Source organism: Clostridium perfringens ATCC 13124 (assembly GCF_000013285.1).
In the GTDB taxonomy this organism is placed as follows: domain Bacteria; phylum Bacillota; class Clostridia; order Clostridiales; family Clostridiaceae; genus Sarcina; species Sarcina perfringens.
The window spans coordinates 963,329-976,841 of record NC_008261.1; the positions used below are offsets into that span (position 1 = coordinate 963,329).

The window sequence follows — 13,513 nt, forward strand, 5'->3', positions numbered from 1 at the left end:
GGGAAATGAGAAAAAGAGGCATTATGAGTAAACGTTTGCTAGCGGTTTTGTGCATGGCATCAGTAACAACATCATTAATTAGTTTTAGAGGATTAGAAGTTAAGGCTTCACCAAATGTGCCATATGATCAAAAAGAATCATTAGCACCATTAGGAGAAGTTTATAGCATTGAAACTTTATTAAATTGGACACCGGAAAGTGATCCAGATGCTAAGTATAATAGAGCAAGCATTGAGCTTCAAGATAGGTTTATGGGAGACATTGTAAATGAAAATGCTAATCCAGAAGCTAAAATAATGAATGTTGCTTTAACTAATCCATATGTTGATAGAGCACCATCACAAGGTAGTGATTCAATGGATGCTTATGTGTTTTCATATTGGCAGTATGTAAATTCATATGTTTATTGGGGAGGATCAAGTAGAGGAATATTTGCACTTCCAACACCAGATGTAGTTGATAATGCACATAAAAATGGTGTTCCAGTTTTAGCTACAATAGGATTTCCATGGGGGCCAGGAGAAGGGTATGTTGAACAAGTAAGAGCATTCCTTCAAAAAGATAAGAATGGAAACTTCCCAGTTGCAGACAAAATGATTGAAATAGCTGAATATTATGGATTTGATGGATATTTCTTTAACCAAGAATCCTATGGCTGTGTAAAAGATGATGCAGATAGAATGGTAGAAATGCTTGAGTATATCAAAAAGAAAGCTCCAAATATGGTTATAGGTTGGTATGATTCTATGACTGTTGATGGAAATGTTAAGTGGCAAGATGCTTTAAATGATAAGAATGCTGCTTTCTTCCAAAATGGAGAAAATAGAACAACTGACGAATTCTTTTTAAATTATAATTGGACTCCAGAAAAAATAGAGACTACAGTTAATACTGCTAAATCATTAGGAAGAAGTCCTTTTGATGTTTATGCAGGATTAGATGTTCAACAAAATGCATATAATACTCCATTTAATGATGATTACTTATTAGATGAGAATGGAAAGCTTAGACTTTCTTTAGCTATGTATACTCCAAACTCAACATTCTCAATGGCTAAGGATGTTTATGATTTCTATAAACATGATCAAAAATTCTGGGTAGGACCAACAGGAGACCCATCAAAATCAGATACAGAGCAAGATTGGACAGGATTAGCTAACTATGTTCCAGATAGATCAGCAATAAATGATTTACCATTTGTGACAAACTTTAATTTAGGACATGGGGAAGATTATTATATAGATGGTTCACTTTCAAGGGATGAAGAGTGGAACAATAGAGCAATGCAAGAATATTTACCAACTTGGAGATGGATAGTTGAATCAAATGGTTCAAAACTTACTCCAGATTTTGACTTTAAAACTGCATACAATGGAGGAAGTTCATTAAAGGTTGAAGGTAAGTTAGAGGCTGCAAATCCAAACCACATTAAGTTATACAGCACTGATTTAAATATAGAGAATAACTCAACAGAATTATCAATTGTTTATAAAACAGAATCAGCTCCAAACATGAAAGTAGGATTATGTTTTGGAGAAAATTATGATGAAGAAAACTTTACATTCTTTGATGTAAATAAAAATAGTAATGGAGAATGGACAGAGGTTAAAATACCTTTAGGTGACCATGTTGGAAAAACAATTTCTGCAATATCATTAAAGTTTGAAAGTGGTCAAGATGTTGAAAACTTTAAGATAAATGTAGGACAAATCTCCATAGAAGAAACTGCTGAAAATAATAAAGGGTTAAAAAATAGTGATGTTATTTTAGAAGAAACAATGGTTCATAATTCAAATAGTGCAGAGGCTAGAATTTACTGGAATGGATTAGAATCAGGAAATGAAGATGATTTAGCATTCTATGAAATATATAGAATTAAGCCAGACGGATCTAGAGAGCTTATGGGAGCAACTCCAAATGATGCTTACTATGTTCAAGAGTTTGAGAGATATGGAGAAGAAATGGAGTTTGACATTGAAGTAGTTCCTGTAGATGTAAATTATAATAGAGGAGAAGGAAAGAGAGTAACATTTAATTGGGGAATTCCTCATGATGCTACACAAATTCCAGATAAAAAGGTTTATGAAAACCTTGCCTTATATAAATCAGTTCAAACTAGTGCAGAAGGTGCTGCAGAACCAGGTCTTAAAGCCGTTGATGGAAAAGTAGATAATAATAGTAAGTGGTGTGCCGCTGGAGCTAAGGATGGTTGGTTAACAATTGACTTAGGAGAGCCAAAAAATATTCAAAGATGGGTTGTTAAACATGCTGAAGCTGGTGGAGAAGCAAAAGATATGAATACAAAAGATTTTGCTTTAGAAGTTTCATATGATGGAGGACAAACTTATCAAGAGGTTGATGTTGTAACTGGAAATGAGGATGCTATTACTGATAGAAATCTAGAAAATCCAATAGTTGCACAACATTTAAGACTTAGAATTGATAATTCAGGAAGTTCACCTTGGGCAGCTATAAGAATATACGAGTTCCAATTATATGAGGAAACATTTAAAGATCAAACAACTGAGATTCCAATGAGATTTGTAAATGCTAAAAATAATAAAGGGGCTAATGACTCTGTATTATTTACAAGAGGTAAAGAAGGACAAACTGTTAATCTTTATAAGGGATTAAATGCTGAAACTCCTTTTGCTACAGCTACTATAGACTCTAATGGAGAAGCTAAATTTGAAGGATTAGATTTTGGTGAAGATGGTGGAAGAGTTTACTATGGAACAGTTGAAGAAGGTAAGAGAGAAAGTTTAAGAATGAGTGCTGCTTTTGAAGGAGAAAATTGGGAATATTCAAAGGTTCCAGAAAGATTTGAATTAACTCCTTACAAGGCACCAGGAATGAATGGAGAAAATCATAATTATGGTACTTTAAAAATAAATGATTTAGAAGCTGGAGATATTGTAAGCATATTTAATGACAAGGATTCAATATTCCCAGAGAAGGTTAGTGTTCCAGTAGCCAAAGGGGGAGATACAGCTATTTTAGATAGAATATCTATTAATCCAGAGGGTGGAGTACTAACATTAGAAGTTAAATCAGAAGGCAAGAAGGCTAGAAGAATTGAAGTTCCATATTCAGGTTTTGGAGAAATAGAAATGAAAATAGAAAGTGAAGCACCTACTAACTTAAGAACAGTAGATGTTCAAAAGAAGAGTGTAAGTCTTGCTTGGGATTCACCAGAAAATACTTATGGATTAGATGGATATATAATCTATAAGGATAACAAGAAAGTTGGAGAAGTTTCAGCAGATCAAACTGAATTTACAGTTGGAAAGTTAAACAGACATACAATTTATAACTTTAAAGTTGCTGCTAAGTATTCTAATGGAGAAATTTCAAAAAGAGATACAATAACAGTAAGAACAGCTAGATAGATAAACTAAATAATTAATTATAAATGATATTAGATAGATTTAAATATTTTATATTCTATCTAATATCATTTTTTATTAGACCAACATTATATAAAATTAAAGCCTATGTGGTTCTTACCTTTATATGCAAAAATTCTATAATAATATTATAGAGTTAAATTTGGATTTACTTATAATAATTATAGTTGGAGGACAATAATATGAAGGTTGGAATAATAATGGGAGGAATTTCTTCAGAGAGAGAAGTTTCTTTAGCAAGTGGAGAATCAATTTTTAATCATATAGATAAAGAAAAGTATGAAGTTAGTAAAATAATTATAAATAATAAAAGAGATATCTTAGAAAAAGTTAAAGGGTTAGATTTTGCTTTACTAGCACTACATGGTAAATTTGGGGAGGATGGAACAGTTCAAGCTTTCTTAGATATAATGGATATACCATATTCAGGATGTGGAGCTTTAAGTAGTTCTTTATGTATGGATAAAAATCTAAGTAAGAAGGTTTTAAAAGCTGAAAACATAAGAACAGCAAAATGGATAACTGTGAAGTCTATAGAGGAAATAGATTATGACAAGATTGAGGAAATTGGCTATCCAGTTTTTGTTAAACCTAATAATGGAGGATCGAGTGTGGCTACTTTTAAGGTTTATAAAAAAGAAGATATAAAAAATTCTGTTATGGAAGGATTAAAATATTATGAAGAAGTAATAATTGAATCCTTTGTAAAAGGAAGAGAAATTACTTGTCCTATATTTAATGGAGAGCTTTTCCCTATTCTTGAAATAAAGAGCAAAGCAGATTTTTATGATTATAAGCAAAAGTATGCAGCTAATGGAGCAGAACATTTACCAGTTCAGTTAGAAAAATCTTTATATGATGAAGTTAAGGAAATGGCTTTAAAAACTTTTGAAGTATTAAAATGTGAAGTTTATGCTAGAGTGGATATGATAATTTCAGAAGAAGGAGTTCCATATATACTAGAAGTAAATACATTACCTGGTATGACAGCTACAAGTTTATTTCCACAAAGTGCAGAATCTAGAGGAATATCATATTCAAAATTTATAGATTTAATAATAGAAACATCATTAAATAAGAAAATAAAATAAATAGAAGTTTTCAAAAGTCATTTATTTAAAGATAATTATTTTAATAAATGGCTTTTCATATACTCCTTTGAATAATATTTAGATATATTGTATATTAGATAAAAAAAGGTAATTAATGTTTAGGACATTAGAGAAAGAGGTATTAAATGGAGTTATTTGTTTCAGATTTAGACGGAACTTTACTAAATAAGGATCAAGTTATATCAGATTATTCTAAAAAGGAATTAAATAGACTTATAAGCACAGGGATTAATTTTGCAATTGCAACAGCTAGAAGTCCAGCTACTGTTTCAGATATTTTAGATGGAATAGATATAAAAACACCTGTTGTTCTTATGAATGGAGTTATAATTTTTGATATTGAAAAGAAAAAATATATAGATGTTAAAGAAATAGACAAAGAAAGTGTCAAAGAGATTATCAAAATACTTCAAGAATATAACAAAACATTCTTTCTTTATGGGATAAAAGATGATTATCTATGGGTTTATCATAAAGATTTTACTTATGATTTTGAGAGAGAATATTATGAGGAAAGATGCAATAAAAAACTTAAGTCTTTTAAAAAAGTTGAAAATTATTTAGATATTTTAGATGATAATCAAATAATAAATTTTGTGTTTTTTGAAGATAATAAACTTATAGCTCATGAATTATTTGAGAAGATACTGAAAGTAAAAGGTGTTACTGGTAATTGTTATAAAGATATATATAACGAAGGAGCTTTTTTCTTAGATGTATATAATGAGGAGGCTTCAAAAGCTAATGGAATAAAATTTTTGGCGGATTATGTAGAACATAGTAAAGTTATAACTTTTGGTGATGGAGAAAATGATGTTCCTATGTTTGAAATTGCAGATGAATGTTATGCTTTAGAAAATGCTTCAGCTGGGTTAAAGGCCATAGCTACGGGGATTATTGGCAATAATAATGATGATGCAGTGGTTAGATTTTTGATTGAAAGATTAAAATAGAAAAAATGTAAAATGAATAGAAAAAATATAGAAGAAGTATAATTAATAGGTGTACTTCTTTTATAATTTGTCAAAATAAAGTTTGAATTTTTTGAAAATTTTTTAAAATGGTTTAAGGTATTGCTGTAAATAAGAAAAATGTCCTTTATATAGATAAATACTTGCTTAAAGAGGTATTATTTATTTAATAGAATTTGTATTTTTGCAAAATATATATATGTTTAAAATTTACATAAGGCTTGTAAAACTGATGTAAAAATTGTAAAATTAACGTAAGATAAAGTGAAAAATTTGTCTTAAAGAATAAAAAAATAGGAGGTATACATATGGTAGGAATTATTCTTGCTAGTCATGGGGAATTTGCTAAAGGCATATTACAATCTGGCTCAATGATTTTTGGAGAACAGGAAAATGTAAAAGCTGTTACATTAATGCCGAGTGAAGGACCTGATGATATTAGAGCAAAAATGAAAGAAGCAATCGCTTCCTTTGATAATCAAGATGAGGTTTTATTCTTAGTTGATCTATGGGGTGGAACACCATTTAACCAAGCAGATAGCCTAGTTGAAGAACATAAAGACAAATGGGCAATCGTAGCTGGTATGAATTTACCAATGGTTATTGAAGCTTATGCTTCTCGTTTCTCAATGGAATCAGCACAAGAAATTGCTGCTAATATTCTAAAGTCAGCTAGAGAAGGAGTTAAAGTTAAGCCTGAATCATTAGAACCTGAAGAATCTACTAAAGCTACTACAGATTCTGCTCAACAATCTAACAATGTAGGTGCGCCTGGCTCTTTTGAATACGTTTTGGCACGTATTGATTCACGTTTACTTCATGGTCAAGTAGCAACTGCTTGGACAAAAACTGTAAAACCAACAAGAATTATTGTTGTATCAGACGATGTAGCTAAAGATGAACTTCGTAAGAAATTGATTCAACAAGCAGCTCCTCCTGGAGTTAAAGCGCATACTGTTCCAGTTAGTCAAATGATTAAGCTTGCAAAAGATGATCAACACTTTGGAGGACAGCGTGCATTACTTCTTTTTGAAAACCCAGAAGATGTACTTAGAGCAGTAGAGGGAGGAGTACCTATAAAGACAGTTAATGTTGGTTCTATGGCTCACTCTCCAGGTAAGGTTCAACCAAATAAAGTACTTGCTTTTAATCAAGAAGATATTGACACTTTTAATAAACTTAAAGAAGCTGGATTAGATTTTGATGTTCGTAAAGTTCCAAATGATACAAAAGGAAATATGGATGAAATTCTTAAAAAAGCACAAGAGGAATTAAATAAATTAAAATAATTTGATTTAATATAAATAAGTTATTTTAATGAAAAGGAGGATTAATAACAGTGGATTTAAATATAATTCAAATAATATTAGTTATTATTATTGCATTCTTAGCTGGTATGGGAGGGATCCTAGACGAATTCCAATTTCATCAACCATTAGTTGCTTGTACTTTAATAGGTTTAGTTACAGGTAATTTAATACCATGTTTAATCCTAGGCGGTAGTCTTCAAATGATCGCTTTAGGTTGGGCAAACATAGGTGCTGCCGTAGCACCAGACGCAGCATTAGCATCTGTTGCAGCTGCAATTATCTTAGTTCTTAGTGGAGAAGGGCAAGCGGGAATATCTTCAGCTATCGCTATAGCAATTCCACTAGCTGTTGCTGGATTATTATTAACAATTATTTGTCGTACAATAGCTACAGCATTTGTACACCTTATGGATGCTGCTGCTAAAGAAGGTAATATAAGAAAAGTTGAAATGTGGCATTTCATTGCTATTCTTATGCAAGGTGTACGTATAGCATTACCAGCTGCATTAATTTTATTAATAGGTGCTGGTCCAATAAGCGCATTACTTGCTTCTATGCCTGCTTGGTTAACAGATGGTTTAGCAGTAGGTGGTGGAATGGTAGTAGCTGTTGGTTACGCAATGGTAATTAACATGATGGCAACAAAAGAAGTATGGCCATTCTTTGCAATCGGTTTTGTATTAGCAACTATTTCTCAACTTACACTTATAGGATTAGGTGCAATTGGTGTAGCTTTAGCTCTTATTTACTTAGCACTTAGCAAAAAAGGTGGCTCAGGTAATGGTGGATCAAACATAGGAGATCCAGTAGGCGATATTATCGATAGATACTAAGAAGGGAGAGAAGACGAAAATGGAGAAAAATTTAAAATTAACAAAAAAAGATCGTCTTTCTATTTGGTGGCGTTCAACTTTCATTCAAGGATCTTGGAACTATGAAAGAATGCAAAATGGTGGTTGGGCATTCTCATTAATTCCTGCAATCAAAAAATTATACAAAACTAAAGAAGAAAGATCAGCGGCATTAACACGTCACTTAGAATTCTTCAACACTCACCCATATGTAGCTTCACCTATCATTGGTGTAACATTAGCATTAGAAGAAGATCGTGCAAATGGAGCTCAAGTAGATGATGTAACTATTCAAGGGGTTAAAGTTGGTATGATGGGATCTTTAGCAGGTATCGGAGACCCTGTATTCTGGTTTACTGTTAGACCTATATTAGGAGCATTAGGTGCTTCACTTGCTATGGCTGGTAACATATTAGGACCAATAATATTCTTCTTAGGTTGGAATATTATCCGTATGGCATTTACTTGGTACACACAAGAATTTGGTTATAAAGCTGGTTCTCGTATTACAGAGGACTTATCAGGAAACTTATTACAAGATATTACAAAAGGTGCATCTATACTTGGTATGTTTATATTAGGATCACTAGTTAATAGATGGGTATCTATTAAATTTGCTCCAGTAGTATCAACAGTTCAATTGAGCCCAGGTGCTTATATTGATTGGAATAGCCTTCCAGCAGGTGCAGAAGGTATTAAGGAAGCCTTATTACAACAATCAGCTGGATTATCTTTAACTGCTGAGAAAGTTACAACATTACAAGGAAACTTAGATTCATTAATTCCTGGACTTGCAGGATTATTATTAACATTCCTTTGTATGTGGTTACTTAAGAAGAAAGTATCTCCAATTGTAATTATTCTTGCTTTATTCGCAATCGGTATTGTTTTCCACGTAATAGGATTAATGTAATATTTTTATTTAGCCTAGGTTAGTATAATATTTTACTTAGCCTAGGCTTTTCTTAAAAATAAAAAGGCTAAAAGAGTGTTTATAAAAAATTTTCATAAGAACTATTTATTTTGAAAAGAAATAATTAAGTAAAATAAGTTTATATATTTAATTAGAAAAGAGGTAGATCTATGGTTCAATCACTTAATACAAAAGTGGATTTAGTAGTTGATGCAACATCTTTTTCAGGTCTTGCTGATTATGGACAAATAATGATTGGTGATAAAGGATTTGAATTTTATAATTCTAATGATTATAGAAAGTTCATTCAAATTCCTTGGGAAGAAGTTGACTATGTAATTGCATCAGTTATGTTCAAAGGAAAGTGGATTCCACGATATGCAATTAAAACTAAGAAAAATGGTACATATTCATTTTCTTCTAAAGACACAAAGAAAGTACTTCGTACTGTTAGAAAATATGTTGATGCAAATCGTATAGTTAAGTCATTAAGTTTCTTTGATGTTGTAAAAAGAGAGGTAAAAGCACTATTTAAGAAGAAATAATTTAAAGTTTTTTGTGTAATAAATTCTATATAAATTTAGAAAATTAAGTATAAAAGCAAATATGTTTTAATATTCTTTAAATTACCCAAGAAAATTAATAAAGTTTATTATAAAAGTAAATAAATATGTTTAAATATTTAATTTTAAAGTAAATAAAAGAGTTATTAAAAGAAAATTTGTATTTTTAGTATAAAAGTAAACAAATATTAGTTTGAATAAGAATATTGATTAATTTTACTGATTTAAGCTTTCTATGTAGGTTTGATTGAGAAAATGTAGAGGAGTATAATAAATTTTAAGATACATAAGTTAATTAATGTATGAAATCTTTACTTATAGGATATAAATGTAATGATATGTTTATACTTAAGGGGGAGAATTTTATGTTTAAAGAAAACCTTAAAAATTTATTAACTAAATATGGTACTGTAGAGTTAGTTCTTTATGATGATGAGCTAAACTTGTATGCCATGACACTATGTAAAGAGTGTCAATGCGATGTAATAAGGGAGCTAGGTATAAGAGGAACTGGAGTAGAAAATTTAAAAGATATAGTACATTCCTTAGGATATGATTTTATTTCTTTAAAAGAATATTACGAAAAAGGAACCTATGATGAATATGGTAATAAAATGACTTGTTGCTGTAATGATAGTTCTTATAAGGTTGTTAAGGTCAATTTTAATAAGGATAATGAAGATGACTATTACATGGCATGGGCAACCGTCTAAAAAGCTGCTTAAATTAGTGGCTTTTTATTTTTTATTTAATTTATTTTAGGAAAGTATGTTAAGATATTAATTGAGTATTAAATTTTTATTTTAAATATTTTATTCTTTAAAATAACATTAAAAAGTAAAAAAAATTTAAACTGTTTGTTTCTATTTTGTATTTTTTTATATTTTTTATTTTTATATAATAAATTTGCGATAATCAATTATACGGGGGATAAATATATGAAGAAAATAATGAAAATGGGTCTTATTCTTAGTGTGTTAATATGTTTAGGATCTTTTGTAGGATGTAATTCACTAAACAAAAAGCAGGTTGAGGCCACAGAAAATAAAGAAGCTGTAGAAGCTAAAGATACAACAGATGAAAAAAATACAGAAGGTAAAGATAAGGCAAAGACAAATGAATTAGAGTATTTACCTTTTGATAAAGATCCAAATGCTGAGGATGGGAAAGTTGTATCAGAGTACACTAATGGTCTTTTAAAGGGGACATTACAATATCCAGTTAGAAAAGATGGTAAAAAGATAGCGTATTTAACTTTTGATGATGGTCCATCAACAACTAATACACCAGAGGTTTTAAAGATTTTAGATAAATATAATATAAAAGGAACTTTCTTTGTAACAGGAAATTCTATAAGTGCTGGAGATAAATCAAAAGAATTATTAAAGCAGATTGTTAAAAATGGACATGCTATAGGAAATCATACATATAGTCACGATTACAAATATCTTTATCCTAATAGAAAGATGAATGTAAATAACATAATGTCAGATATAAATAAGAATGAAAACTTAATGAAAGAAGTCTTAGGTGAAGATTTCTCAACAAAAGTAGTTAGATTCCCAGGTGGATACTGGTCTTGGCAAGATAGAACACCTATGAAGGAAAAAATGATTCAAGAGGGAATACAAAACATTGATTGGAATGCCTTAAATGGAGATGCAGAAGGGAAAAAGAAAAATGCAGATGAATTAGTTGAATTTGCTAAGAAAAGTGTAGAAGGCTTAGGCCCTAATGCAGACAATGTAGTAGTTTTAATGCATGATACTTATGGAAAAGAAGAAACAGTTAAGGCTTTACCAAGAATAATAGAGTACTTACAAAGTAAAGGCTTTGAATTTAAGAGCATTAAATAAATATATTATAATTTTTACGAACAATAATTAATTATTTAATAAAAATTCTAAAAGAATTATTAAATAAATATATTGTAAGTTTTATTTAAAAGATAATATTTAATAAAGTATATAAATAAAAATAATATTAAAAATAAGCAAATAATAGGAATAAAAAGCTACTAATTTTATGCACATATGATTTAAGTAATAAAATTAGTAGCTTTAATTTTTTATAATAAAGAAGATATTTTAAAGAATAAATTAAGAAATAATTTGTTTTTTATATGATAAAATAGATAATATAATAAAAAAAAATAAGTTTATTAAATAAGGATGTGATTATATAAGGGATTATTAAGAATATGAGTATAAATTCTAAAAGGTATATAAATTTATAGAGTTTTAGAATAGGTTTAAGAATAAAGTTAAAAAGGAGGAAACTACTCAGCATAATATTTTTGAGTAGGGAGAATACTTTGAATAGATTGTTAGAGCTTAGCAATGAAATATTTAGGATAAAAACAGATGATTATACTTTCCCATTATTTTCATCTTTACATTTTAAGATTATTTTATGTGTAGTAATAACCATATTTATAGCAATTATATTTAAAGAAAAAATAAAAAAGTGGAAATATAGAAGAACATTTGAAGTAACTACAGCACTTATTTTGTTATCAACTCAAATTTTTTTAGCAATATGGTATTCTAGATTCCCTAATTTTTATTTGAAGGAAAGTTTACCTTTGTATCCATGTAGAATTGCAATAATTATGGCAGCAATAGGATTGATATGGAAGAAGAATGATTTTGCAAAATCAATAGCTTATTTTTGGGGAACAATAGGAGCTATAGGAGCATTAATGATACCTATAACTAATTCTTATATTTTTCCACATATAACTTACTATACATTTTTTATAGGACATTATTTTTTATTAATAGCTTCATTATATCTAATATTAATAGAGGAATTTAAAGTGAAAAGTAAGAATGTAAAACAGGCACTTATTTTTTCTTTTATATTTGCAATTTGTGCTTTTATAGCAAATTATTTATTTGATGCAAATTATGCCTTTTTAAATCCTCCAAATGGATATGAAATACTTAATATTATAAATGTTGAAAGTAATATTATTACAACATCAATTTTTGCATATTTTATTTTTGTATTAGGAATATTCATTATGTATTTGCCATTTAATATGAGTGATTATAAAAAAGATAGCTTGTTTGAATGTTCCTTAATTAAATATTAAGCTTACTAAAGAAATTTATATAAATAATGTGGGTTTGATTATTTTAATTTAATATATATTAGAAAGAATTATAATACTAAGCTAAGTAAAATTTAAGATATAAGTATATTAGGGGTTTATTTGAAAATGTATTAAATATATGTATAAGATTTTAGGGAGGTGAAAAGGGGCATATTAAAGGTCTTATATAAAATTTATGAATATATTATCTGAAGATTTTTTATAAGATTTATTTTTATGTACCCTAAAAGTAGTTATGCTTAAAGATTTAAATGAAAAAATAAAAGAATGTCGAGAAAATATAGCCTTAAAGGAAATTCTTGAAAAGAGAAATTTATCACTTGAAAATGAATTGAATAGTAAGGAGAAGGAATTAGGAGAGCTTGAAAAGAGGTTAAATAAGGAGCTTAAGGATGTTCAAAAGTTAAAGAGTTTATCTTTTTCTAATTTAATATCTAATATATTAAGAAATAAGGATGAAAAACTAGAAAAAGAAGAAAGAGAGTATTTAGAGGCAAAACTTAAGTATGATAACTTTAAGTTTAAGGTGGAAAAGTTAAGGTATGATGTAGAAGAAAATAACAACAGATTAGGGCAGTTAATTAATATTGAAGGTAAGTATAAAGATCTTATAAGTGAAAAGAGAGAGTTAGTTAAAAAGTTTAATCTAAATATAAGAGATGAAATAATTGAAATAGAAAATGAAATAAAGGACTTACTAAGCAATAAGACAGAAATTTCAGAAGCCTTAAGAGAAGCTAATAATTGCTTAATGATTAGTGAAGAAACCTTAAAATCCTTAAGGAGTGCTAAGAATTGGGGAATATATGATATTGTTGGAGGAGGAATGATTTCTTCAGCAATCAAACATAATAGAATAGATGATGCTAAAACTTATATGGAGAGGCTTAGTTATTCAGTAGATAGATTAAATAAGGAGTTAGGGGATGTAGATACCTCTATATTTAATGAAGGCTTAAATATAAGTGGATTTTCTTATACCTTTGATATTTTCTTTGACAATATATTTAGTGATTTTTCAGTTCAAGGAGAAATCAATGATTCCCTATATAAGATTGAAGATTTTAGAAATAAGGTTTTAAATTTAATAAGAAAACTAGAAGAAAAAGAAAATAGTGTAGGTCTAAAGGTAAATCTATTAAATGATAAATTAGAAAGATTAATAGAAGAAAATTAAATTAGCCTTTTATATTATATTTAGTATAAATTTTAATTTAAAATATTAGAATAGATTTTAAGTTTAAATAAATGATTAAATAAAGACACTT

11 protein-coding genes are annotated in these 13,513 nt (G+C 28.8%); all 11 read left to right on the forward strand.

The features are described 5' to 3' along the window. Positions 1 to 5: 5 nt before the first annotated feature. On the forward strand, positions 6 to 3,389 hold the full coding sequence (locus CPF_RS04040; protein ID WP_011590385.1) for an endo-beta-N-acetylglucosaminidase: 3,384 nt from the start codon (positions 6 to 8) through the stop codon (positions 3,387 to 3,389). Between the two features lie 200 nt (positions 3,390 to 3,589). Further along, on the forward strand, positions 3,590 to 4,498 hold the full coding sequence (locus CPF_RS04045; protein ID WP_011590386.1) for a D-alanine--D-alanine ligase: 909 nt from the start codon (positions 3,590 to 3,592) through the stop codon (positions 4,496 to 4,498). Positions 4,499 to 4,644: 146 nt separating this feature from the next. Continuing rightward, positions 4,645 to 5,472, forward strand: a complete 828-nt coding sequence (locus CPF_RS04050) for a Cof-type HAD-IIB family hydrolase (RefSeq protein WP_004456191.1) — start codon at positions 4,645 to 4,647, stop codon at positions 5,470 to 5,472. Between the two features lie 326 nt (positions 5,473 to 5,798). Further along, positions 5,799 to 6,779 carry a mannose/fructose/sorbose PTS transporter subunit IIA gene (locus tag CPF_RS04055; RefSeq protein ID WP_003455841.1) on the forward strand — a complete coding sequence of 327 codons (981 nt, stop codon included), beginning with the start codon at positions 5,799 to 5,801 and terminating at the stop codon, positions 6,777 to 6,779. Between the two features lie 50 nt (positions 6,780 to 6,829). Then, positions 6,830 to 7,633: a PTS mannose/fructose/sorbose transporter subunit IIC gene (locus CPF_RS04060; RefSeq protein WP_003455721.1), complete on the forward strand. Its 804-nt coding sequence runs from the start codon at positions 6,830 to 6,832 to the stop codon at positions 7,631 to 7,633. A gap of 19 nt (positions 7,634 to 7,652) precedes the next feature. After that, positions 7,653 to 8,564, forward strand: coding sequence for a PTS system mannose/fructose/sorbose family transporter subunit IID (locus tag CPF_RS04065; protein ID WP_011590387.1), 912 nt, complete (start codon positions 7,653 to 7,655; stop codon positions 8,562 to 8,564). Positions 8,565 to 8,734: 170 nt separating this feature from the next. Next, positions 8,735 to 9,109 carry a DUF956 family protein gene (locus CPF_RS04070; RefSeq protein ID WP_003449204.1) on the forward strand — a complete coding sequence of 125 codons (375 nt, stop codon included), beginning with the start codon at positions 8,735 to 8,737 and terminating at the stop codon, positions 9,107 to 9,109. 383 nt (positions 9,110 to 9,492) lie between these two features. Then, entirely contained in the window at positions 9,493 to 9,840 is a 348-nt protein-coding gene (locus tag CPF_RS04075) for a hypothetical protein (RefSeq protein ID WP_011590388.1), read from the forward strand. A 225-nt stretch (positions 9,841 to 10,065) separates the two neighbouring features. Then, positions 10,066 to 10,983, forward strand: coding sequence for a polysaccharide deacetylase family protein (locus CPF_RS04080; RefSeq protein ID WP_003455717.1), 918 nt, complete (start codon positions 10,066 to 10,068; stop codon positions 10,981 to 10,983). A 458-nt stretch (positions 10,984 to 11,441) separates the two neighbouring features. After that, positions 11,442 to 12,224 carry a YwaF family protein gene (locus CPF_RS04085; RefSeq protein WP_011590389.1) on the forward strand — a complete coding sequence of 261 codons (783 nt, stop codon included), beginning with the start codon at positions 11,442 to 11,444 and terminating at the stop codon, positions 12,222 to 12,224. Between the two features lie 256 nt (positions 12,225 to 12,480). Continuing rightward, on the forward strand, positions 12,481 to 13,422 hold the full coding sequence (locus tag CPF_RS04090; protein ID WP_011590390.1) for a hypothetical protein: 942 nt from the start codon (positions 12,481 to 12,483) through the stop codon (positions 13,420 to 13,422). The last annotated feature ends 91 nt before the right edge of the window (positions 13,423 to 13,513 follow it).